General features: G+C 70.6%; 28 protein-coding genes. 14 read left to right on the top strand and 14 right to left on the bottom strand.

Annotated elements, in window-relative coordinates; all coding sequences use genetic code 11:
- Positions 1–26: 26 nt before the first annotated feature.
- The 3 genes from EXE51_RS14080 to EXE51_RS14075 form a co-directional block, all read right to left on the bottom strand.
- A complete protein-coding gene (locus EXE51_RS14080) occupies positions 27–443 on the bottom strand; it encodes an Hsp20/alpha crystallin family protein (RefSeq protein WP_049931306.1) in 417 nt (138 codons plus the stop codon).
- Between the two features lie 3 nt (positions 444–446).
- A complete protein-coding gene (locus EXE51_RS17800; protein ID WP_017342671.1) occupies positions 447–602 on the bottom strand; it encodes a hypothetical protein in 156 nt (51 codons plus the stop codon).
- A 77-nt stretch (positions 603–679) separates the two neighbouring features.
- Positions 680–1,129 (bottom strand): hypothetical protein, encoded by a 450-nt coding sequence (locus tag EXE51_RS14075; RefSeq protein ID WP_137692863.1) that lies wholly within the window; start codon positions 1,127–1,129, stop codon positions 680–682.
- A gap of 93 nt (positions 1,130–1,222) precedes the next feature.
- Here EXE51_RS14075 and EXE51_RS14070 point away from each other — a divergent pair, with 93 nt between their 5' ends.
- Positions 1,223–3,076, top strand: coding sequence for a radical SAM protein (locus tag EXE51_RS14070; RefSeq protein ID WP_086215847.1), 1,854 nt, complete (start codon positions 1,223–1,225; stop codon positions 3,074–3,076).
- 3 nt (positions 3,077–3,079) lie between these two features.
- The gene (locus EXE51_RS14065; RefSeq protein ID WP_089307920.1) at positions 3,080–3,943 is read left to right on the top strand and encodes an MBL fold metallo-hydrolase; all 864 of its coding nucleotides are present in this window, start codon (positions 3,080–3,082) and stop codon (positions 3,941–3,943) included.
- Positions 3,944–3,974: 31 nt separating this feature from the next.
- Here EXE51_RS14065 and EXE51_RS14060 read toward each other — a convergent pair whose 3' ends face one another.
- Together EXE51_RS14060 and EXE51_RS14055 are read right to left on the bottom strand one after the other, a co-directional pair.
- Positions 3,975–4,595 (bottom strand): HAD family hydrolase, encoded by a 621-nt coding sequence (locus tag EXE51_RS14060; protein WP_049931300.1) that lies wholly within the window; start codon positions 4,593–4,595, stop codon positions 3,975–3,977.
- An 83-nt stretch (positions 4,596–4,678) separates the two neighbouring features.
- On the bottom strand, positions 4,679–5,161 hold the full coding sequence (locus tag EXE51_RS14055; protein ID WP_049931299.1) for a hypothetical protein: 483 nt from the start codon (positions 5,159–5,161) through the stop codon (positions 4,679–4,681).
- Between the two features lie 123 nt (positions 5,162–5,284).
- Here EXE51_RS14055 and EXE51_RS14050 point away from each other — a divergent pair, with 123 nt between their 5' ends.
- The 9 genes from EXE51_RS14050 (at position 5,285) to EXE51_RS14010 (ending at position 11,196) form a co-directional block, all read left to right on the top strand.
- A complete protein-coding gene (locus EXE51_RS14050) occupies positions 5,285–6,199 on the top strand; it encodes a hypothetical protein (RefSeq protein WP_137692862.1) in 915 nt (304 codons plus the stop codon).
- A 95-nt stretch (positions 6,200–6,294) separates the two neighbouring features.
- Positions 6,295–6,945 (top strand): halocyanin domain-containing protein, encoded by a 651-nt coding sequence (locus EXE51_RS14045; protein ID WP_049931297.1) that lies wholly within the window; start codon positions 6,295–6,297, stop codon positions 6,943–6,945.
- Positions 6,942–7,331 (top strand): hypothetical protein, encoded by a 390-nt coding sequence (locus EXE51_RS14040; protein ID WP_049931296.1) that lies wholly within the window; start codon positions 6,942–6,944, stop codon positions 7,329–7,331. Before EXE51_RS14045 ends, EXE51_RS14040 begins: the two co-directional genes overlap by 4 nt.
- Positions 7,332–7,338: 7 nt before the next feature.
- A complete protein-coding gene (locus EXE51_RS14035; RefSeq protein ID WP_049931295.1) occupies positions 7,339–8,148 on the top strand; it encodes a cytochrome bc complex cytochrome b subunit in 810 nt (269 codons plus the stop codon).
- A gap of 4 nt (positions 8,149–8,152) precedes the next feature.
- Entirely contained in the window at positions 8,153–8,941 is a 789-nt protein-coding gene (locus tag EXE51_RS14030; protein WP_049931294.1) for a cytochrome b, read from the top strand.
- 83 nt (positions 8,942–9,024) lie between these two features.
- Positions 9,025–9,456 carry a hypothetical protein gene (locus tag EXE51_RS14025; RefSeq protein ID WP_049931292.1) on the top strand — a complete coding sequence of 144 codons (432 nt, stop codon included), beginning with the start codon at positions 9,025–9,027 and terminating at the stop codon, positions 9,454–9,456.
- A 4-nt stretch (positions 9,457–9,460) separates the two neighbouring features.
- The gene (locus tag EXE51_RS14020; protein WP_049931291.1) at positions 9,461–9,745 is read left to right on the top strand and encodes a hypothetical protein; all 285 of its coding nucleotides are present in this window, start codon (positions 9,461–9,463) and stop codon (positions 9,743–9,745) included.
- A gap of 113 nt (positions 9,746–9,858) precedes the next feature.
- A complete protein-coding gene (locus EXE51_RS14015) occupies positions 9,859–10,590 on the top strand; it encodes an NAD(+)/NADH kinase (protein ID WP_137692861.1) in 732 nt (243 codons plus the stop codon).
- A gap of 162 nt (positions 10,591–10,752) precedes the next feature.
- Entirely contained in the window at positions 10,753–11,196 is a 444-nt protein-coding gene (locus EXE51_RS14010; RefSeq protein WP_049931289.1) for a hypothetical protein, read from the top strand.
- Positions 11,197–11,232: 36 nt separating this feature from the next.
- Here EXE51_RS14010 and EXE51_RS14005 read toward each other — a convergent pair whose 3' ends face one another.
- The 5 genes from EXE51_RS14005 to EXE51_RS13985 form a co-directional block, all read right to left on the bottom strand.
- Positions 11,233–12,555, bottom strand: a complete 1,323-nt coding sequence (locus EXE51_RS14005; protein WP_086215853.1) for a M28 family peptidase — start codon at positions 12,553–12,555, stop codon at positions 11,233–11,235.
- Positions 12,556–12,648: 93 nt separating this feature from the next.
- The gene (locus EXE51_RS14000) at positions 12,649–13,308 is read right to left on the bottom strand and encodes a DUF420 domain-containing protein (RefSeq protein ID WP_049931287.1); all 660 of its coding nucleotides are present in this window, start codon (positions 13,306–13,308) and stop codon (positions 12,649–12,651) included.
- Between the two features lie 133 nt (positions 13,309–13,441).
- The gene (locus tag EXE51_RS13995) at positions 13,442–14,494 is read right to left on the bottom strand and encodes an NAD(P)-dependent glycerol-1-phosphate dehydrogenase (RefSeq protein WP_049931286.1); all 1,053 of its coding nucleotides are present in this window, start codon (positions 14,492–14,494) and stop codon (positions 13,442–13,444) included.
- A 91-nt stretch (positions 14,495–14,585) separates the two neighbouring features.
- Positions 14,586–15,284, bottom strand: coding sequence for a LysE family translocator (locus tag EXE51_RS13990; protein ID WP_049931285.1), 699 nt, complete (start codon positions 15,282–15,284; stop codon positions 14,586–14,588).
- A gap of 131 nt (positions 15,285–15,415) precedes the next feature.
- On the bottom strand, positions 15,416–16,216 hold the full coding sequence (locus tag EXE51_RS13985; protein ID WP_089307916.1) for a DUF2103 domain-containing protein: 801 nt from the start codon (positions 16,214–16,216) through the stop codon (positions 15,416–15,418).
- A gap of 137 nt (positions 16,217–16,353) precedes the next feature.
- On the opposite strand from EXE51_RS13985, the gene EXE51_RS13980 reads away from it, so the two are divergent.
- Positions 16,354–17,043: a hypothetical protein gene (locus EXE51_RS13980; protein WP_086219713.1), complete on the top strand. Its 690-nt coding sequence runs from the start codon at positions 16,354–16,356 to the stop codon at positions 17,041–17,043.
- Complete coding sequence (locus tag EXE51_RS13975) at positions 17,040–17,675, top strand: hypothetical protein (protein ID WP_089307915.1); 636 nt, start codon at positions 17,040–17,042, stop codon at positions 17,673–17,675. Before EXE51_RS13980 ends, EXE51_RS13975 begins: the two co-directional genes overlap by 4 nt.
- A gap of 28 nt (positions 17,676–17,703) precedes the next feature.
- Here the strand turns inward: EXE51_RS13975 and EXE51_RS13970 are convergent, their stop codons facing one another.
- The 3 genes from EXE51_RS13970 to aroA form a co-directional block, all read right to left on the bottom strand.
- A complete protein-coding gene (locus EXE51_RS13970; RefSeq protein ID WP_089307914.1) occupies positions 17,704–18,870 on the bottom strand; it encodes a TRC40/GET3/ArsA family transport-energizing ATPase in 1,167 nt (388 codons plus the stop codon).
- Between the two features lie 98 nt (positions 18,871–18,968).
- Positions 18,969–19,226: a hypothetical protein gene (locus EXE51_RS13965; protein WP_049931278.1), complete on the bottom strand. Its 258-nt coding sequence runs from the start codon at positions 19,224–19,226 to the stop codon at positions 18,969–18,971.
- A gap of 48 nt (positions 19,227–19,274) precedes the next feature.
- Positions 19,275–20,666 carry a 3-phosphoshikimate 1-carboxyvinyltransferase gene (gene aroA, locus EXE51_RS13960; RefSeq protein ID WP_094495317.1) on the bottom strand — a complete coding sequence of 464 codons (1,392 nt, stop codon included), beginning with the start codon at positions 20,664–20,666 and terminating at the stop codon, positions 19,275–19,277.
- Between the two features lie 130 nt (positions 20,667–20,796).
- Between aroA and EXE51_RS13955 the strand changes: the two genes are divergently transcribed.
- Positions 20,797–21,324, top strand: coding sequence for a multiprotein bridging factor aMBF1 (locus EXE51_RS13955; protein WP_049931276.1), 528 nt, complete (start codon positions 20,797–20,799; stop codon positions 21,322–21,324).
- Between the two features lie 45 nt (positions 21,325–21,369).
- Here EXE51_RS13955 and EXE51_RS13950 read toward each other — a convergent pair whose 3' ends face one another.
- The gene (locus EXE51_RS13950) at positions 21,370–22,128 is read right to left on the bottom strand and encodes a DICT sensory domain-containing protein (RefSeq protein ID WP_086215858.1); all 759 of its coding nucleotides are present in this window, start codon (positions 22,126–22,128) and stop codon (positions 21,370–21,372) included.
- Positions 22,129–22,203: the final 75 nt, after the last annotated feature.

Raw genomic sequence — 22,203 nt, 5'->3', positions numbered from 1 at the left:
AGCGGCCGCAGAGCCGAAGCCGGGAGTCAGTCGTCTTCTTCGACGACGTCGACGTCGCTCGATCCGCCGCGTTTGGGGATCTCGACGTGGAGCGTCCCGTTGCGCGTGAGCGTCGCGTTCGCGCCCTCGGGCGTCACGTCGGCGTCGCGGGGGAGGTCGACGCTGCCGGACAGCGAGACGCCGCGGCCCGGAAACACGAGGTCGTAGCCGTCATAGAAGTCGCGGAAGCGTTCGAGCGAGACCTCGACGGTGCGGTCGAGGAAGGTGACGTCGACGTCCTCGCCGCGCACGCCGGGGGCGTCGAAGACCACGAGGTACGCGTCGTCGCTCTCGAGGAGGTCGTGCGAGAGCGGGCGGCGCTCCTGGACACGACCCCAGCCGCGGCCGACGCGTTCGAGGGCGTTACGGAGCGCGGAGCGACCGCTTTCGACGAGTCCGTCCACCGCTCACACCTCGATTTCGACGAGGTCGCTCCCGCCGCAGTACGGACACGAGAGGTCCTCGACCGCGTGGTCGTCGGGCACGTCGTACGTGTAGTGGTTCTCGAACATGTCGAGCTCGCAGTCGTCGCTGACGCACTTGACCTCCATCGTCGATGGCATACGCAGACGTAGTATCGGCGGCGGCTTAAACGGCGTGGCGGCGGCGAGCCGGGGGTGCGAACCGCGCGATGCGGCGCTCAGACCCCCGCACCGCGCATCCGGTCCGGCACGACGGTTCGCTCGGCGACAGCGACGACTGCGATACCCAACGCCGTGCCGGCGAGGAAGCCGGGACCGTACGGGCGAAACGGGATTTCGAACGCAAGCGCGACTCCCAGCCCGACGGAGATCGCGAGGATCGCGGCGCCGAAGGCGACGTAGGTCAGCATCTCGTAGCGATCCGGCGAGAGGTGGTCGCGGGCGAGCCACGCGATCGGGCCGACGGCGACTGCGGTCGCCGCGGCCCAGCCGGCGGCGAGTCCCCACGGTCTGGGATTGGTGCCGAGAAACTGCATCGCGGCGAGCGCGCAGAGCGCGGCGAACGAGACGTAGTTTCCGACTCGCTGCCAGCGAGCGGACCCGTCGGCGCGCGCTGGCGCGCCGTCGCCGGAGGTCGTCTCACCGTTCGGGGGCGTTTCAGAGGGCATGGTCGGGGTTTCCGCGCGTTCCGTCATAAGTAATCCGGCGCGGCTCGGGCGTTCCGCACGCTTTTCCCGTCTCGGTCGAGTACGGACGGTAACATGACCGATTCGCCCGCGTCGGCTCGGGGGTCGCTCCCGGCCGACCCGAACGACCTCTCCGTCACCATCGTCGACGGGTACGTCGACGAGCCGGCCCACTTCGGCGTCCCGCCGTACCTCTCGACGTACCCCCGATACACCGCCGGGGCGCTCGTCGACGCCGGCGTCCCCGAGTCGGCGATCACCTATCACACGATCGACGAGCTCCGCGAGGACCGGAGCAAGCACGCCGACGTCGCCGACGCCGACCTCATGATCTACGTCGGCGGGATGACGGTGCCCGGGAAGTACGTCGGCGGCACCCCCGCGGAGCCGGACGAGGTGCGAGAGCTCGGCTGGACCGCCGACGGCGTGACGCTGCTCGGCGGCCCGGTGCGCTTCGGCGTCGGCGAGGAGAACGCCGGCGCGCAGGAGACCCGACGCGACGACCTCGACTACGACTTCGTCGCGATGGGCGACGTGGAGGCCGCGGCCCACGACCTCGTCCGCGAGGGGCTGGAAGGGTACGGCAACCGGATGCGCACGAACGAGGAGGTCGACCGCTGGGCCCGGCAGGGGGCGTTCGTCGTCGAGCAGCACCCGAACCACCCCGACTACCTCATCTGCGAGATGGAGACCTCCCGCGGGTGCGCCTACCGCTGCTCGTTCTGTACGGAGCCGCTGTACGGCGACCCGGCGTTCCGCGCGGCGCGGTCGGTTGTCGACGAGGTCGACGCGCTCTCGGACCGCGGCGTGCGACACTTCCGGCTCGGACGGCAGGCCGACATCCTCGCGTTCGGCGGCGACGGCGAGGCGCCGAACCCCGACGCGCTCCGGGAGCTGTACGGCGGGATCCGCGAGGTCGCGCCCGACCTCCGGACGCTCCACCTCGACAACATGAACCCCGTGACGATCACGGACTACCCGGAGGCGTCCCGCGAGGCGATCCGCGTCATCGCCGAGCACAACACGCCCGGCGACACGGCCGCATTCGGGCTCGAATCGGCCGACCCGGTCGTTCAGGAAGAGAACAACCTCCTCGTCACCGCCGAGGAGTGCTTGGAGGCCGTCCGCGTCGTCAACGAGGAGGGCGGCTGGCGCCCGGGCGACGCCCCCGAGACGACGCCCGGCGACCCGGCCCGCGTCACCGGTCCCTCAACCGGACCGGACGCCTCGCCGCGGCTGCCGAAGCTCCTCCCCGGGATCAACCTCGTCCACGGGCTGACCGGCGAGCGCCCGGAGACGTACGAGCACAACAAGCGCTTCCTCCAGACGGTGTACGACGAGGGGCTGATGCTCCGCCGGATCAACATCCGGCAGGTGATGGCGTTCGCGGGCACAGAGATGGCCGAGACGGGGGCCGAGGTCGCACAGGAGCACAAAGACCAGTTCCAGGCGTACAAGCGCGAGGTGCGCGAGACCATCGACAACCCGATGCTCGACCGCGTTGTGCCGCCGGGAACCGTCCTCCCGGACGTGTACCTGGAGTACCACCAGGACGGCAAGACGTTCGGGCGCCAGCTCGGCACGTACGCGCTCCTCGTCGCGGTGCCGGGCGAGCGCGAGCTCGGAACGAGCATCGACGTGGCGATCACGGACCACGGCTACCGCTCCGTCACCGGCGTCCCGTACCCGCTCGATGTCAACGTGGCCTCGATGGACGAGCTCACCGCGATCCCCGGGATCAACCGGAGCACGGCTGGTGACATCGTCGTCGGCCGCCACTACGACTCGGTCGAAGCGGTCGACGCCGGGGTCGCCGACCTCGGGGCGTACGCGGTCGCCGGCGACACCGATGTGCCGATCCCCGGTCGCGAGCGTCCCGGCTCCGGCCCCGGTCCGGCCGCGCGGTCGTCGCTCGGTCGCGGGGACTGAGCGATGTCGGTCGACGATCCCGAAGACCCCGACCGCCTCGAAGGTCCCGCGGTTACCCGGGTCGAAGTCCCCGTCGACACGCGCGCGCCGGGCGGGACCACGAACGCGTACCTGTTGGACGGCCTCCTCGCCGACCCCGCCGCCCGGACCGACGCGCTCGACGCGGCGCTCGCGGAGCGCGGATCGGTAGACGCGGACGCCCCGTCCGTCGAAGCGATCGCCGTCACCCACGCCCACCCGGACCACGTCGGCGCGGTCGCTGACTACGCCGCCCTGACGGACGCGACGGTCGTCGCCCGCGATGACCACGCGGACCGGTTCGCCGCGGCCGCCGGGGTCGAGCCGGACGAGACGGTCGCGCCGGGCGAGACGGTCGCCGACACCGCGGTCCGCGCGGTCGACACGCCGGGACACGCGCCGGACCACCTCGCGTTCGCGGCCGGCGGTCCGGGGACCGAGTCGGGGCGGTCGGTGCTGTGTTGCGGCGACCTCGCCGTCGCCGAGGGGAGCGTCGCGGTCGCCGCGCCCGAGGGCGACCTCGCTGCCTACCTCGCGAGCCTCGAACGCGTGCGCGACGCCGGCTACGACCGACTCCTCCCCGGACACGGCCCGCCGATAGACGACCCGCCGGCGGCCTGCGAGCGGCTGATAGATCACAGGCTGGACCGCGAGCGAGACGTGATCGCCGCGCTCGACGGCGGCGCGTCGGACCTCGACGCGGTCGTCGACGGCGCCTACGAGAAGGACCTCTCCGGCGTGCGGGACCTCGCGCTGGCGACGGTCGCCGCGCACGTCGAGAAGCTGGTCGCCGAGGGACGGGCCGACGAGGCGTGGCGCGCGCGGCTCGCGGACCGCGGGTTCGACTGACTCCGCGGCTCCCGCCGTCCACCGAACGCCCCTACGGCTCCGCCTCTAACTCCGCGACGACCTCGGAGAGCGGCGTCTCGGTCACGTCGACGAAGCGGCCGCCGGCGGCGACGATCCCGCCGTCGGTCTCCGGGTCGTCGCCGACGTGGACGAGGCCGGTGGTGGCCGTTCCGAGCGCCTCCGCCGCGGCCTCGAACGCGGAGGGGTGCGGCTTCCGCCAGCCGCAGCCGACGCTCGTCGTGACCGCGTCGAACTCGCCCCGGAGCCCGGCCCGGATCAGCGTCCGCGGGACGAGCTCGGGGACGGCGCAGTTCGAGAGCAGCCCCACCGGGCCCCGGTCGGCCGCGCCCCGGACCGCGTCGAGCGCGCCGTCGCGCCGGGTCACGTCCGGGTCGAACGCCGCGATCACGGCGTGCCTGGCGACGTTCTGCTCCGCGTCGACGCCGCGGGAGTCCAGCGCCCGAGCGACGTGTGCGGGGAGAGGGACCTCCGCGCCGGCCGGCGCCTCGACGTGCTGCTCGCCGTACGCGACGTGCCAGTCGTCGGGGACCGTTACGCCGCGGGACTCCAGTTCGCGCGCGACCGTTTCCGCCGGGTCGGACGGGTATTCGACGTCGACGAGGGTCCCGAAGAGATCGAAGGTGACTGCCACGATACCACCGTTAGGGACAAACCCGGATTGAAGCTGTCGGTCGGGGGAACGCCTCTCGACGCCGACCGTTCGCGCCGCCGCCGTCAGAACAGCGAGCCGAAGTGGAGCGTGACGAGCCGGTAGAGTCCGGTCACCCACGCGCACAACCACAGGAGCATGAAGCCGGCGACGCCGGCGCGGAGCCGCTTCCGCCAGTGGCTCATGTCCTCGTGGAGCTCGTCGATGTCCACGCTGGGGTCCTCGTAGGCGTCGGCGTTCCGCTTCGCCTGGAAGATCCGCACGATCCCGGTGAGCGCGAACGCCAACAGGGCGTACGCCTGAACGCCGAAGAACGCGTGGAGGATCGCCATGCCGCTCACTTGGTCGAGGACGCGCGGGACCATCCACCCGGCTATCGGGACCGTCGTGAGCACCAGTCCGACGACGATGTACCGCAGGTGGCGCATCAGCACGTTCCACGACACCGTCTCTGCGTCGATCATGATCCAGGCGCCGTACAGGAGGAACGGGAGACTCGTCGTCACGGACATCCCGGCGAGGGCCGCGATGACCGACTCGTCGACCATACCGTCGATACGTACTCCGGCGCGTAAAGCCCCCCGATCCGCGTCGGGCGCCCGCGGTCCCGCCCTCTCGCCGTCGGGGCGCGGACGAAAACAGTTAGCGTCAGGAGCACGTACCCCGGGGCGATGGAGGACACCTCGACGCGGTCGGAGCCGGAGTCGCCGTCGGAGGAGTCGGCCGACCCGCCCGACGACCCGGAAGCCCCCGACACGGAGCCCGCGGAAGACGGATCCCGGGCGATCGACGGGACTCCGGAAGCGGAGCCCGCGTCGACCGACGCCGACGGCGCTCCCGGAGACGAGGACGACATCGAGGCCCTCCGCGAGCGCGTCGAGTCCGAGTACGACTTTGACGACTTCGGCCCGTCGGACATGGCCCAGATGAGCGCCGAGGAGTGGGACGCCGCCTTCGACCCCGACACGTGGATCACCGGCGACCGGCTCCTCGACCGGGTCGACGCCGAGCTGAAGTCCCGGATCGCGACCCGCGACGTGTTCGGCGTCTTGGAGCGCGTCCGCGAGGACGGCGAGGAGCGCATCCTCGTCTACTCCGACGAGGGATACGCGATCATCCGCCCCACGGGTGAGGTACGCGGCGAGGGAACCGTGCTTCGGGACATCGAACCGGTCGTCGCCTTGGCGGCGATGGACTCGTACGAGGTGCCCGAGCCGCCGGAGGACTGGTCGCTCCCGCACCCCGACAGCGTTCCGGAGGGTTCGGGCGAGTTCGGCAACCTCGTGATACAGGCGGTCGCCGGGATTCAGGTGCTCGCCGGCGTGGCGCTCCTCGTCGCGACCGCCGCAACGGACCTCGACACGATCGTCGCGCCGGCGATGGGCATCGTGTTCCTGCTCGTCGGGGTGTTCCTGTTCGCGATGGTGGCGAACGCGCGGCTCTCGGACCGGTTCCGATCGGAGGAGTACCGCGACCGTCTGCGAGCGCTCCGCGAGGCGAAGGAGCGGCCCGAGTTCGTCCCGGTTGAGGACGGCGTCGTGACCGGCGAGGACGGCGCTACGACCGACCCCGACCGAGACGAGTAATCCGCCGATTTCGACGGTCTCAGGCCCTACAGACACCTCCGCGTCGGCGGTATCAGTCGGTGGGTTTAAGCGCACCCCGTCCTGAGTGAAACTGTATGAAAAGGCGGGACTTCGTGCGGACGGCCGGCGGCGCGACCGCCGCCGTCGCGGCCTCCGCCGGGGCGACCGGAACGGCGGCTGCACAGGAGGTACAGCCCGATTGGCCGAGCGGGGCGGCCAGCGGAAACGTGGGCTCGTACACCGACGCCCGCGGCCAGGACTCGGTGACCATCTCGGTCGGGGCCGGCAGCAACGGCCTCGCGTTCGACCCGACCCTCGTGTGGGTCGACGAGGGAACGACGATCACCTGGGAGTGGACGGGCAACGGCGGCGACCACAACGTCCAGGCGGTCGATGGCGGCGGCCCGGCCAGCTTCGACAGCGGTGACCCCGTCGGCGAGGAGGGGTACACCTACGAGTACGAGACGTCGAGCGAGGACGCCGGGATCACCCACTACCACTGCGTGCCCCACACCGCGGTCGGCATGCACGGCGGCATCGCCGTCGGCGAGGACGTCGCGACCGTCGAGGTCGGCGGCGGCGCGAACACCGGGTGGCCCGAGGACATCGCCAAGGTCGGCGTTCCGCTCCACGCCCACTGGGTCGGCATCTCCGCGATCCTCGGCATCGGGCTGACGTTCGTGTTCACGTTCTACATGCTCAAGTACGGCGAGTCCGCCCACACGGGTCACGGGGGTGCGAGATGAGCTCCGGCAACTCCTCGTACGGCGACATTCACCGGTACGAACCGGCCCGTGAGAGCACCGCGGCCGCGATCGCGATCGTCCTCCTCACCGTCATCGAGGTCGTGTTCGTCGCGCTTTTCACCTACGGGCTGATGTCCGCGTGGGCGTCGACGGAGGCCGGCAACATGTTCGTCGGGGCGCTTCTCGCCCTCATCTTTATTGATCTCGCGTTCATCCTACTCCTGTACCGGAAAGAGTTCCTTCCGGACGTGATGATCGTGAAGAAACGCCGTCGCAAGTGGGAGGACCTGTACGTCCGCGAGGAGGACAAGGACGGCAAAAGCATCGACACCGGCGGGCTGGCGGACACGCTGAAACGGGCTGTGTACCCGTACTACAAGAAGTGATTCGACAATGAGTCTGAAAAAACAAGACGACATGGACCACAACGCGTGGCTCAAGAGTCAGGATCTCACAGCCATCGAGACGGCGTTCCTGACCACGCTCATCTGGCTGGACAAGCGGCTTCGCATCGTCGACTACCTCGAACTGCTGGAGACGATGTACTACCGCGCGAACCTCCAGATGCCGAAGAGCCACACCGAGCAGTACGACCTCGACAACAAGTTCTGGTACTGGTACCCGCTGTACTCGCTCGGGTCCCTCTCTATCATCGCATACCTGCTCGCGGCGGTCTCCGGCGCGCTGCTCGGGTTCTATTACGCACCGTCGACCGCCGGTGCGGCGGCGCAGGGCGACCCGACGGCGGCGTACGACTCGATGGTGATGATCATGACGGACGTCCAGTTCGGGTTCATGCTCCGGGCGATCCACCGCTGGGCGGCGCAGTTCATGGTGGCGGCGGTGTTCCTCCACATGCTGCGCGTCTACTTCACCGGCGCGTACAAGGAGCCGCGCGAGGTCAACTGGATCCTCGGCGTCGTGCTCATCGCCCTGACGCTGCTGTTCGGCTTCTCCGGGTACGTCCTCCCGTGGAAGCAGCTGTCCTTCTGGGCGGCGCAGATCGGCGTCGAACTGGCGCTCGCGACCCCGATCGTGGGCGAGTGGGCGGCCCAGTTGCTGTTCGGCGGCTTCACCCTCGGACAGGCGACGCTCGTGAGAATGTACATCCTGCACGTGTTCGTGCTGCCGTTCGTGGTCACCGCGCTCATCGCGGTCCACGTGGGCATCGTCTGGGTGCAGGGCATCGCGGAACCGCACTAATCCAATGACCGACGACACCACTCCCATGACGGACGGAGGCACCGACGACGAGGCGCGGACCGACGGCGGCCCCCCGGCGACCGTCCCGCCGGACGACGAGACGCCGACCTGGTCGGAGCGCAAGGAGCGCAGCCAGGGGCTCGCACAGCTCACCTACCAGTACTTTGAGCGGTCCCGCCGCGAGGACGAGGACCTCCGCGCGGAGTCCACGTACGTCGAGCGCGACGTGCTCGGCTTCCCGACGTGGCCCCACGAGACGATCCGGAACCTCGCTATCACGTCGTTCTTCCTCGGGATCATGCTGCTCGTGGCGTCGATCCTTCCGGGGCACTTCGGGGACCCGGCGAACCCCGGATCGACGCCGGCGATCATCCTGCCCGACTGGTACCTCTACTGGTCGTTCGGACTGCTGAAACTCAGCCCGATCAACCCCGAACTCGCAGTGTTGGGCGGCAACATCGTCATGTCCAACGAACTGTACGGGCTCGTTGCCCACGGCGCCATCTTCGGCGTCATCACGCTCGTCCCCTTCCTCAACAAGGGGAACGCGCGGCGTCCCGTCGAGGAGCCGGGCTGGGCGGCGCTCGGGATGACCGGCGTCGTGCTGGCGATCACGCTGGCGGTGCTCGCCATCCAGAACTTCTTCCCCGTCCCGCTCGAGCTGCTGTTCTCGCTCGTGTTCATGCTCCCCGTCGTCGCCGGCATCATCACCTACGCGGTGTTGAAGACGATGCGCGAGGGGTACATGTACGACCTCAACCGCCGGTACTTCATGCTCCGCCCGCCGAAGTAACCGGTCGAGCCCCGCCCGCTTCGCCCCCGTGACCGACGCGCGGTCGCGGTCCGGTCCAGCCGTTCAGACGCTCCGTATCACCCATGTCATCCTCAACAGACGGCGACTCCTCGCAGGCGTTCGACGAGACCGGCGATCCGATCGCGGCCGACGACGACGCCGAGCCCCGCACCGAGCCGACGGGCCCGCGGGAGGGCCCGAGCGGCCGAGAGATCGTCGTCCCGTTCCGGCTGTACAAGGCCGTCACCGTCTTCTCGACGCTCGCCGCGGTCGTCACCTACTTCGTCGGGTTCACCCTCATCGACGCCGCGACGCTCCAGATCAGCTTCGTCCGGACGACCATCGTCTATCTGCTCGACAACGCCGGACTCCTGCCCCCGGAAGACGTGCTGGTGGCGATACTGGCGATCACGGGCGTGGGATTCATTATCCTCGGAACCGCCGTGTACGTGCTCGGGACCCGGTTCCGCGGACAGGGGATGGGAAAGTCTCAAGACGACCCCAGCGAAACATGAGATAATGGCAGACGAGTTCATGAAGGGCTTCGCCCTGTTCGCGATCGGCGGTCTCGGCTGGATCACCTTCGGCGGCTGGTACCGGACGCCGTCGTACTACCAGGTGTCGCAGCTCGTGAACCCGGCGGAGGGCGTGAACACGGCGTACGGCGAGATCGGCGTGTTCGCGGGCGACATGTTCTTCTGGCTGATGGTGCTCGGTGCGGCGACGTTCTGGGTGCTCATCCCGGCCAGCCGCCAGCTCCGTGACGCTCTCAACGGCGGCGACGAAGACGCCGCTGCGAACTGAACGCGAAACGCTCGTCTCGTTTCTCCGCTCTTCCTCGCGCCGTTCACCGGCGACGCGACGGCGACCGCCGGCGAACCGAGGGATTTTCACCGCCGCTCGTCCCACCCACGGCCATGAGTGAGCCGACGCGCCCCTTCGCGGTTCTCGGCGTGGGCGACCCGGCGGCGGCGATCCGATCGGCGGCGACCGACGCGGGCGCCCCGCTCGTCGACCGCGCCGAGGCAGACGTGGTCGTCGCCGTCGGCGAGGCCGCGCTCCGCGAGGCGATGCGCGCGGCCGCGAGTACGGACACGCGCGGCCACCCGATCCTCCCGGTCGGAACGGGCCGTCACGCGGTCGACCCGAGTCTCGTGACCGACCTCGTCGTCGACGGGCCGGCTCCCGAGTTCGACGCGTTCTCCCGCGTCGCTCATCCGGTCGTCGCGGTCGAACGGCCGGATAGTCGCCGCCGGTTCGCGGCCGCCGACGTCGCGTTCGTGACGGCGGCGCCAGCCCGGATATCCGAGTACGAGATCGCGTTCTCCGACGGCGAGTCGGCGTCGGTGCGCGCGGACGGCGCCGTGGTCGCGACGCCGCTCGGGAGTGAGGGGTATGCGGCGGCGGCCGGCGGGCCGCTGGTATCGCCCGGGGCGGGCCTCGCGGTCGTCCCCGTCTCGCCGTTCACGACCGCTCCCGACACGTGGGTCGCGAGCGGCCGCCTCGGGGTCACCGTCGAGCGCGAGGAGGAGTCGGTCGCGCTGGTCGTTGACGGGGACCGCTGGGGGACTGTCGAGCCACATCGCGCGGTCAAGATCGAGGCCGCGACGACGGTCGATCTCCTCGCTCCGACGGCGGAGCAAGGGTGATCCCTCCCCCGGTGGCGGCGACGGCTCGTTCCGATCGCAGCGACGGACGGCTCGTTCCGATCGCAGCGACGGACGGCTCGTTCCGATCGCAGCGACGCCGCCCCTCCCCGCGGGCGCGCCGATCGGAAACACTCTAATACGTCGTGAACGGAAGTGGTGGATATGGACCCACTGCAGTTCCTCGTTCCCCTCGGCTGGCTGTCGGCCGTCGGGCCGGCGCTGCCGTACGCGATCTTCGTGATGACAGTCGCGAACCTCGCCACGCGGCACCTCGCGCACAGGCGGCACGTCGAACAGGGACAGGAGGCGGACAGCGTGGAGGCGTACACGCCGCACGTGTTTACTAACGTCGGGCTTGTCCTCCTCTCGTTCGTCTACATCCTCGGTTCGCCGGTGAGAGGGACGATCCTCTCCGTGCTCGTCCTCGCGATGTTCGTCGCCGACTTCTTCGAGCTGGAGGCCCGCAACGTCGAGGCCCGGAACGACATGACGATCGAGGCGCCGAAGAGCTCGATCGCCGCCTCGCTCGTCGTGTTGGTGTGGTCGTCGTACTTCGCGCTGTTCTTCCTCGTCGAAGGGATCTGGAACCAGTTCGTCGTCGCCTGACGAACCGCGGACCGCCGCTTTCTCGCTCGCCTCGCGTCAGAACGGCCAGTCGCCGGTGAGCTTCATCCCCGTCGCCTTCCCCTCGGCTTCGAGCGCCGCCGCGATCTCGTCGGTGTCGCGGCGGGGAACCGACGCGTCCGCCTCGGCGAGCTCGACGACCAGCTCGGTCAGGAGGATCGCCTGCTCGCGGAGGTTTCGCGACTCCAGCTTATCCAGCGTGTCGGCGTGGGTGTGGCCCCAGCCGCGGCCGCGCCCCTCGGTCTCGCCCGAGACCATGTACCCGGGGATCCCCCGCTTCACGAACGGCCAGTGGTCGCTGTGGGGGACCAGCTCGCTCCCCGTCGCGATCGGGTGGTCGAAGCGGTCGCTCACACGGTCGGCGGCCGCCGCCAGCGCGTCGAAGTCGTGGTGGTCGAGCCGCAGCGTCCGACCGAACACGTTGCTGTCGACGTTGACGACCGCGCGGACCGCCTCCCTGTCGGCCGCCTCGGCGGCCACGGACGAGCCGACGAGCCCGACCTCCTCGGCGCCGAACGCGGCGAATCGGACCCGCACGTCGAGCTCGCCCTCGCGCGCAGCGAGCGCCCGCGCGACCTCGACGATCGTCGCCGTCCCCGCCCCGTTGTCCATCGCGCCCTCCGCGATGTCGTGGGCGTCGACGTGCGAGGAGACGAGCAGGTGTTCGTCGGTGTCGGGGCCGAGTTCGGCGACCGCGTTGCCGCTCGTCGCCGTCGGCGTCTCGCAGTCGACCGCGACGGTCAGGTCGTCGCCCTCGCGTCGCCGCGCCAGCCGGGCGCCGGCCTCCTTCGAGACGCCGACCGCCGGGATCGCCCCCACGGGCGCCTCCGCGGTCCCGACACTCCCGGTCGGCGGGAGGGTCCCCTCGACGTGGTTGGCGAAGACGAAGGCGGCGGCGCCGGCGTCGACCGCGCGGTAGTACTTCTCCCGGCGATGGATGAATCGGTCGACGGCGTCGGGGGTGTCCGACGACACCATCACGACCTTCCCCTCGAGGTCGGCCTCGAAGTCCGCTGGAACGCCGTGACCGAGGTCGACGAACTCCCCGGTCACCTCGGCGCTCGGGCTGCGCGGTAGCGCGATACAGGCGTTCGGGCCGACGGCGACCGGCTCGTCCGTCGCGGCCTCGCGGACCGCGCTGTCGCCGCGCTCCCAGCCCTGTATCTCGAACTCCTCGACCGCGGCGTTCCGCGCGCCGGCCGCGGCGAACGCGTCGCGGGTCAGCTCAAGCGCCTCGCGCTCGCCCGCCGAGCCGGCCATGCGGTCGCCGACGTCGACGAGGTCGAGGAGGTGGTTCCAGCCCGCGTCGCTCGTGAACGTCTCGCCGATCCAGTCGGTCATGGGTGTGGGTGTCGCGGCCGCCGGTCAAGCGTTTCGGTGGCGGCGGGGGCGGCCGGGATCCCCCGGCGAGACGCCGGGGCCGAGGGGGAGGAGTTAGACCGGGACGGCCGGCAGGAGGACCGTCGCGGCCTCGGCGGCCGCGAACGTCGAGTCGTACAGGTGGTTCAAGAGGAGGTAGGTGACGACCCCGAGCGCGAGCGAGAGGATCCACGCGCTCGCGGCGATCCGACCGACGCGCCGGTGTGGCGTCTCCGTCCGGAGCTCCTGTTCGGTGTGGGTGAGCCCGAGGACGATCGCGTAGAGGACGACGGGGACCGAGACCACGGAGAGAATGATGTGGATCGCGAGCATGATCAGGTACGCGGGGTACACCCAGTCCCACAGCGGGACCCACGCGTACGACGAGTCGAGGACGAACTCCTTGGTGCCGCCCCCGGCGACCTTCGGGAGGTACATCCCGAGGAACAGGAGGATGAGGACGAACGACGTCGTCATCGCCGCCGCGTGCTTTTTCACCTCGTCGTTCCGGATCCAGTACCAGCCGAGCGAGAGGGAGATCACGGTGACCGTGTTGACGGCCGCGATGGCGTGCGCGAGCAGATTGACCGTTTCCTGCGTGAGCGTCGGGAACAGCGCTTGGAACTCTGGAACGAGGAACACGCCCCCTACGGCGCCGTAGCCGACGACGGTGAGGAGGACGGTTATCGCGGTGGCCCGCTCTTTGGCCCGGTCGCGAACGCTGGCGGTGGACATATCAGGTGTACTCCCGGGAGCGTTATTGGCCTTTCGAGGTCGGAATCGAGAGCCGGAGATCGGGGACGACGCGGGGCCGTTCGGCGGGGGCGACGTGGGGCCGTCCGGCGGCGTCCCGCGCGCCGAACCGGGATCACTCCTCGATGACGCCGGTCGCGGTCGCGACCCCTATCGCCGCCTCCTCGTTGATCCCGCCTTGGAGGATGGTGTAGCGGTCGCGGATCTCGTGGGCGCTCGTGAGCGCGGCGATGAGCTCCGCGTCGTCGATCCCCAGCTCGCCCGCGGTCGTCGGGGCGTCGAGCTCGGCGAGCGCGTCGCGGATCGCCGCCCACCGCCCGTTCTCGCCGCTGTGGAGGAACTCCGTCATGATCGACGCCACGCCGACCTGGTGGCCGTGGAGCGCCTTACCGGGCGCGATGCGGTCGAGCTGGTGGGAGATGAGGTGTTCCGCGCCCGAGGCGGGCCGCGAGGAGCCGGCGATCGACATCGCGACCCCGGAGGAGACGAGCGCCTTCACCACGACCCACGCCGACTCCTCTAGGCCCGGCCGGATCATGTCGGCGTTCTCGACGAGCAGCTCCGCGGTCATCTCCGAGAGCGCGCCCGCGTACTCGCTGTACTCGACGTTCCGCAGGCGGCGGGCGAGCCGCCAGTCCTTCACCGCGGTGTAGTTGGAGATGATGTCCGCACAACCCGCGGTGGTGAGCCGCCACGGGGCGTCCGCGAGCAGCGTCGTGTCCGCCACGACGGCGAGCGGCGGGTCGGCGGCGACCGAGTGGCGCGTGTCGCCCTCTGGGATCGACGAGCGCCCCGAGACGATACCGTCGTGGGAGGCGACCGTCGGGACGGAGACGAAGCCGACGTCGAGGTGGTCGGCTGCCATCTTCGCGATGTCGATCGGCTTGCCGCCGCCGAGCGCGATGAGGTAGCCCGGGTCGACCGCCTCCGCGGTCTCCTTCAGGTCCTCGACGGCCGCGAAGGAGGCGTTCTCCACGACCGCGGTCGCGGGGTCGTCGAACTGGGCTCTGACGCGGTCGCCGGCGATCTCGTTCGGCGTCGGGCTCGTCACGATCAGCGGCCGCCCGGTGAGATAGAGCTCGCCGACCGCCTCCCCGAGGTCGTCGAGGACGTCGTGTCCCACGAGGACGTTCCGCGGGAGCTTGATCCACGTCGTCTTCTCGAACATACGGGACGGTCGCGCCGACGGGTCAAAGCCGTTGTCCATGTACGGCGGGCGCGGCCGCCGCGGAGCGGCCGACGGGCGACGGCCGCCCCGGTTACGCCCCAAGCGCGGCCAGCGTCGTCGCCGCGTCGTAGAGGAAGTAGACGCCGAAGCCGGCGAGCACGAACGCCGACGCGACGGCGACGATCGGGGCGAACGCCTCGATCCTGCGCTCCGCGGCGACGAGTCCCGTGGGGAAGCCGAGGACCCAGACCAGCACGCCGAGGAAGAACCCGCCGATGAGCGCGGGCGAGCCGGTGGCGACCACGAGCGTCCCGGCGAGGTCGGCTCCGACCACCGGGAGCCGGGACAACACGTCGAGTTCGCCCGGCTGAAGCAGGCCGACGCCGATCGTCAGCCAGAACAGCACCTGGTACGGGTTCGTCAGGGCGAGCACCAGCGCCTTGCGGAACCCCTTCCCCTCGGCCGCGATCGGCTCCTCGCCGGAGGTCGGACGGAACGACGCCCGCGCGCCTTGGGCCGCGCCGACGGCGAAGTACAGCATAAGGACGCCGCCGACCGCGACCATGACGCCCTGTAACAGCGGGAACGACTCCACGACCGCGACGACGCCGACGTACGCGAGGACGAAGAAGATCGCGTCGGCGGTCGCCGCGCCGAGGCCGGCCCGGAAGCCGGCGAAGCGACCGCGGAGGACGGCCTCCTCGGCGATCACCGCGTTCATCGGACCGGGCGGCGCCGCGAGCGCCAGCCCGAAGACGACGCCCGCGCCGAGCGTGACGAGGGTACTCACACCGCTCGCAACGACCGGTCTCGTGAAAAACCCCGCGACAGCGACGCGGTCGGTAGTGGCCGCTTCCGGGCGCTGCGACCGAGATACGCACATCGGACGCCAGATCCGCACACGCCGGGCGGGGCCGGAAGCTACACGTCTTGGAGCTCCGCGTCCCGGAGCGCCTCGTTGAGGTCCTCGCGGACGCGCTCGCCGGTCTCGCGGTCCATCGCCGTGGTGACGATCCGGTTCTCCTGGACGCTAGAGCCGTCTCGCAGGAGTAGCCGGACGTTGCCGTTGGTCCCCGCGCGCGTCGCCTTCGCGCGGAGGCCGGTCCGCGACCCCGTCCCGCCGGCGTCGATGGGACCGGGAACGATCTTCTTCACGTGCGGGTGTTCCGCGACGGTCTGGACGGCCTTCCGCCCCTTGCGGTCGCCGATGAGCGTCGAGTGCGACCCGCCGATCTTCTCGCGCGGCGGGGTCTCGACCACCGCCAGCGACCGGTCGCCGCGACGGTCGAGCACCCACTCTACGAGGGGGCTCACGTCCGGCTTCCCGCCGTCGTCTGCGGGGTCGCTCGACGTTGTCCCGTCTCGGTCGCTCCCGCCGGCGCCGCCGTCGGGCACCCGGTAGAACTCGTGGTGGAGCTGCGCGCGCGTCTCGCGGAGCGGCTCGCGCTCGCCGGCGGCGTAGACGGTCTCCGGTCGCTTGCGTCGGATCTCGTCGGCGACGCGCCCCGCGAAGTTCCGCAGTTGGACCTCCGTCAGGCGCTCGGTGTCCTCCGGGCGCGTGGTGATCGTCGTCTCGCCGACGACGGCGTCCTCGTCCAACATCGTCAGGTGCGCGCGGTCGGCGTCGAACTCGGCGACGACCGCGTCGGCGTTGGCGGTGTTACAGGTCAAACAGTAGTCCCCCGGCTTCTCTAACGGGGTCCCACACCGCCGACAGTTCATACCGACAACACGGCCGTGGAAGGTAAAAGCGCGTCCGTTCGCCGCCGGTCTCGGGACCCGTTCGCCGCCGTACACCGTCGCGCCCACCGCTGATCCGGAGCGACAGCTTATAATCCTCCCCGGCCTCGGTACCGGACATGGACGGAGACCGACGCCGCGACGCCGAGACCGGCTCCGACGCGAGCGTCGGCGACGGGGAGTCCGGCGAAGAACTCGCCGGCACGCTGGGATCCGTCGAGGACAGACTCACGCAGCTGATCCGCGACGGCCGGCTCAACGCCCTCGTCGCGTGGGCGATGATCGCCGTCCTGGGCGGAGTCCTCGTCGAGAGCGCGCTCGACTACGACCTGCTGTCGGCGGCGATCGCGGTCGGACTCGGCGGCGTCTTGCTCGCGCCCACGGTCGCGGCTCGCGACTGGCGGACGATGCTCCCGGCCGAGCTGGTGGGCCTCGCGCTGCTCCCGGTCCTCGTGGGCGCGCTCCTCGGCGGCGAGTTAGGGACGTTCGCGGCGTACGTCGCCATCGCGGCGCTGGCGCTCGTGATCGCCGTCGACCTCCACATGTTCACGTCGCTGCGGCTCACCCACTGGTTCGCGGTCGCCTTCGTCGTGATGACGACGCTGGCGACGGCGGCGGTGTGGACGGTGCTGCGCTGGAACCTCGACCAGCGCGTCGGCACCGCGTACCTGACGACGAACGACGCGCTGATGACCGAGTACATGTACGTCACGCTGGCCGGGATCGCGGCCGGACTCCTCTTCGACGGCTACTTCCGCCGCCGGGGACGTCTCCTCCGTCGCGTCATCCGCCGGGTGGTGCGGCGATGACGCTGCTCCCTCGGCTGTCGCTCGCGTCGCAGCGTCGACTCACGGGCGCGATGCAGGTCCTGCTCGTCGGTATCGTCGCGTACGGCTTCCTCGCGGGCGAGCAGAAGGCAGTAAGCAACGGGGTCATTGCGCTCCTCGTCACGCTGGTCCCCGCGGCGCTCGAGCGCCGGTACGACCTCCCGCTCGACCCGTGGCTCGCCCTGTGGATCACGACGGCCGTGTTCCTCCACACGGTCGGCTCGGCCGGGTTCTACGCCCGCGTCGAGTGGTGGGACCACATGACGCACGCGCTGTCGGCCTCCCTGGTCGCCGCAGTCGGCTACACGACGCTCCGGGCGATCGACCTCCACAGCGACGGGATCCGGATCCCGTCGCGGTTCGCGTTCGTCTTCATCGTCCTCATCGTCCTCGCGTTCGGCGTGCTCTGGGAGCTGTTCGAGTTCGGCTTAGACATCGTCGCGACCGAGACCGGCATCGACATGCCGCTCGCGCAGCACGGGCTCGACGACACCGTGCTCGATCTCATGTACAACACCGCGGGCGCGGTGCTGGTCGGGCTGTTCGGACAGGCGCACCTCGCGGGCGTCGCGGAGCTGGTCCGGGACCGGATCTTCGGGAGCGCGACCGAGTAGCGCCGGACGCGAGCCGTAGTCGGACCGCTCAGTCCAGACAGGCCGCGACGACCCGCAGCGCGGCCTCACCCCGGACCTCGTTCGCGAGCAGCGGCACCCGCTTCACGTCCCGGGCGCGGAACAGGTCCGTCGCCTGGCGGAGCGCGCTCTGCTGGACCTCCCACCGGCGGGCGCAGAACTCGCAGGTGTCGGGGTTGGGCTCGACCACCCAGTCGGGGTCGATCCCGGCCCCGTTCCCGCCGGTCACGTCGCCGACGCCCTCCATCACACGGTTGACGACGAGCGTGTTCACCGGGATTCCGAACTCGTCGAGCCGCGCGACGAGCCGCTCGGACTCGACGACGCTCATCTCCTCGGGGATCATCACGACGCGGAAGTCCGTCTTCGCGGGGTCGCGCAGGACCGCTCGGAGTCGCTCGATGCGTTCGCGGAGCTCCTCGAGGTCCGCCGAGGGGTCGGGGTCGTCGTCGCCGCCGCCGAACATCCCCTTGATCCCGTCCATCATCCCGGAGAAGCGCTGCCGGAGCTTCATCACGCGCCCGAGCATCGAGTCCATGATCTCCGGCAGCTGGAGCAGGCGGAGCGTGTGACCGGTCGGCGCGGTGTCGACGACGACGCGGTCGAACCGCGGGTCGTCGAGGTACTCCAGCAGCTGGCGCATCGCCGCCGCCTCGTCGGCGCCGGGCATCGTGCCGCCGAGGAGTCCGCCGAGCCCCTCGCCGTCCTCGCCCTCGGCGCCGCCCATCGGCCCCTCGCCGCCCATGCCGCCCATCGCGTCGCCCATCTCGCCGAGCCCGCCGAGCGGGTCGCCGTCCGCCCCGAACATCCCCTCGTCGACCGCGGCGTCGGGGTCGATCTCGGCGGCGTACAGGGGCACGTCCTCGCGGATGCGCGCCGGCTCGGCGGGGATCTCGGTCTCGTAGGTGTCCGACAGCGAGTGCGCGGGGTCGGTCGAGACGACGAGCGTCCGGACGCCGCCCGCGGCCGAGGCGAGCCCCGTCGCGGCCGCCATCGTCGTCTTTCCGACGCCGCCCTTCCCGCCGTACAGCACGTAGTCGGGCGCGTCGACGCCCGCGGGCAGGTCGGCGAGCTCCTCGTCGACGGTCAGCTCCTCGTCCGTCTCCGCGGGCTCGACCGCGGTGTCGTCGTCGGCCTCGTCGACCCGGTCGACGGGCTCGACGTCGATGTCGTCCATACGCGTGTGTCGGTCCGGTGGGCTTGTGTAGCCGTCGGTCCGGATTCGGCGGCGACCGTCGCGCTTCGAGCGGTGACCGGATGACGCCGCGACCGCGGTCAGCCGAGTCGCTTCATCGAGATCAGCGCGGTCGGAATCATTATCGGGATCGTGAGAATGGCCCCAGTGATCACGACGAACGGCGCGACCCCGCCGACCGGGTACGCGAGCAGGTCGACGGCAAGCAGGTTGACCGTGGTCACAGTCACCGTGTACGCGATCACGGTGAGCACCACGATCGCCGAGAACACGACGCCGACGACGACCGCCGCGTTCGGTCCGTCCGCCGCTCCGTTCGACGCCGGATCACCGCTCATCTGCTGTCTGCCACCATATACTATTGTGTGTATTGCGAACGGCTATAACTATTCCCTTCCCCGCGCGTCCCCGCGCTCGACGGTCGCCCCGAGGTCGGCCATCGCGTCGAAGAAGCCGGGGAAGGAGACGTCGACGTGTTCGGCGCCGCGGACGGTCGTCGTCCCCTCGGCCGCCAGCGCGGCGACGGACAGCGCCATCACGATCCGGTGGTCGGCTCGGCCGTCGACGGTCGCCCCGACGAGATCGCTTTCGCCTCCGTGAATCGTGAGTACGTCCCGCCCTTCGGTCGTCTCGGCGCCGAGCTTTTCGAGTTCCTCGGCCATCGCGGACACCCGGTCGGTCTCCTTGTAGCGGACGTGCTCGCAGTTCTCGATCCGCGTCTCCCCGTCCGCGACCGCGCCGAGCGCGGCGATCGTCGGGAGCAGGTCGGGCGTTCCCCCCACGTCGACGGTGACGCCGGAGAGATCGCCGCGCTCGACCGCGATCGCGCCGGCCTCGCGGTCCCAGTCGACGGGCACGCCCATGCGCTCGACGATCTCGACGATCGCGGCGTCGCCCTGCGCGCTCGGCCGGGCGCCCTCGATCCGGAGCGGCTCGCCGGGCGCGGCCGCGACCGCGCCCGCGCCGAGGAGGTACGAGATAGAGGAGAAGTCGCCGGGGACCGCGTACGTCTCGTCGCTCGGCGCGTACGTCTGTCCGCCCGGGACCGAGAACCCCGCGGCGCCCGCGGCACCGTCGAGCGGATCGCCGTCCTCGTCGACCGGGGTCGCCTCGACGCCGAAGTCGGCGAGCAGTTCGAGCGTGATGTCGACGTACGGCGCCGACTTGAGGTCGGTCGTGAGCTCTACCTCGATCCCCTCCTCGGTGACGGCGCCCGCCATCAGCAGCGCGGTGACGTACTGCGAGGAGACGTCGCCGGGGATGGCGACCTCGCCGCCGGCGAGCGGGCCGGTCACGACGAGCGGGGCCTGCCCGTTCGACCGCGTCGACTCCGCGCGGACGTCGAGGTCGGCGAGCGCGTCGAGGAGCGGACCCTGCGGGCGCGAGCGGAGCGACTCGTCCCCGGTGAGGACGGTGGTGCCGTCCGCGAGCGCGGCCGCGGCGGTGACCAGCCGCATCGTCGTCCCAGAGTTCGCGCAGTCGATCACGTCGTCGGGGACGGCGGTGCGGCCGCCGAACCCCTCGACCGAGAGCGCGTCGGCGCCCGTCAGGCCGGGCTCGCCTTCGGCGGTCGAACTCCCGTCTCCGGCGCGCGCGACCGAACCGCCGAACGCCGCGACGGCGCGGGCGGTCGCTCGCGTGTCCGCGGACACCAGCGGCGACTCGACGGTCGCGCCGTCGCTGTAGCCGGCGGCGAGCAGCGCGCGGTGGGTGTAGCTCTTCGACGGCGGCGCGCGGGCGGTCCCTCGCAGGGTCGAGCGCGTGACGTGGACGTCCATACCAGTCCTGCCGGCCGCGGCGACAAGTCGGTACCGACAGCGGCACGATTGCGGTCGGGACCTCGCCGGCGTGACCCGCGCCCGGCGCCGCGGCACACCCTTTATACCATCGGGAGCGCTAGCGTCGCGTATGCCCCAGTGTGAGATGTGCGGCGCCGAGGAGGCCTCGCTGACGACGACGAAGGTCGAAGGCGCCGAGCTGGAGCTCTGTAGCTCGTGTACGGACTTCGGCACCGAGGTCCGCGACGAGTCGACGAGCTCCGGCGGCGGCAAGTACTCCACCAGCTCCAGCACCGGGAAGTCGTCTTCGTCGTCCGGATCGTCCGGCTCCGGCGGCTCGTCGGGGAGCTCGACTCGCCCCCGCGACATGTTCGACGACATGGACGAGATCGCCACCGACTACGACGAGCTGATCCGCGATGCGCGGGAGTCGCGCGGGCTGAGCCAGGAGGAGCTGGCCGACCAGCTCAACGAGAAGGCGAGCCTCATCCGCAAGCTCGAACGCGCCGACACGCTCCCGACCGACGAGGTCCAGCGCAAGCTCGAGCGCGCGCTCGACATCTCGCTGGTCGAGGGGCAGTCGACCGACGACGCCGACTGGGAGACGGACGACGCCGGCACGATGACGCTCGGCGACGTCGTCAAGCGGAAGGACTGAGCCGCGACGACGCTCCGGCCCCGCCGTACTCGTTATTCCCGGCCCTCAGACGGTCGCGCCGCCGCCGTCCGTCTGCTCCGATCCGCCGTACCGCTCGGTCAGGTAGTCGATGATGTAGTCGACCGTCTCGGGGTCGTAGCTCCAGAACCCGTAGAACTCGCCGGGCGCGCGCTCCTCGGCGAGCAGCGCGCACTTGGCGTCCTCGTAGCCGCCCCCGTCGTACGCGACGAACCACGTCTCGCGGATCTCGGCGGTCTCGCCGACGTGGACCGTGTAGGTGCCGACGTCGGGTGCGTCGCCCTCGGCGGCGGCGTACGCGTGGACGTCGAGCCGGTCCTTCTCGCCGAGCAGGTCGTAGGTGTCCGCCTCCCCGGTGAGGACGTCGAGGGTCTGGAACCCCGCGTGGAGCTCTCCGTCGCCGACCCGCCAGGCGCGGTCCTCGATCTCCCGCGACGCGGCGACCATGTCCTCGCGGGAGTAGGAGGTAAACATCGTCTCGTCGAGGTGATCCAACACCGGCTTCCCGACGTTGCCGGGCGTCTCACCTCGCTCCGCGGGTGTCTCCCCCTCGTCTCCGCCCCGCCCCGGCAGCAGCTCGTCCACGGTGACGCCCGTGACGAACTCGCCGTCCCGCGCCAGCACGGCGAACGCCTCCGGTCCGGAGGCGGTCTGATCGTCGACGATCCGGACGTTGCGGTCGGCGAAATACTCCCGGAGCTCCTCCGTAACCGCCGGTTCTGCGTTGAACACGGTCAGCGTGGCCTCGTGGGCTTCCACGCCGGCGATGAGCTCGATGAGGGACATCTCTTGTCGGACCCACAGCATCGGGGTATAAGGTCGTTTCTGCTCTCCGCCCCCCGGGTCGCCCGGTTCCCGGGG

This window comes from Halorubrum sp. CGM5_25_10-8B (assembly GCF_005435095.1).
GTDB classification, from domain to species: Archaea; Halobacteriota; Halobacteria; order Halobacteriales; family Haloferacaceae; genus Halorubrum; species Halorubrum ezzemoulense.
This window is presented reverse-complemented; position numbering and strand designations above follow the sequence as displayed.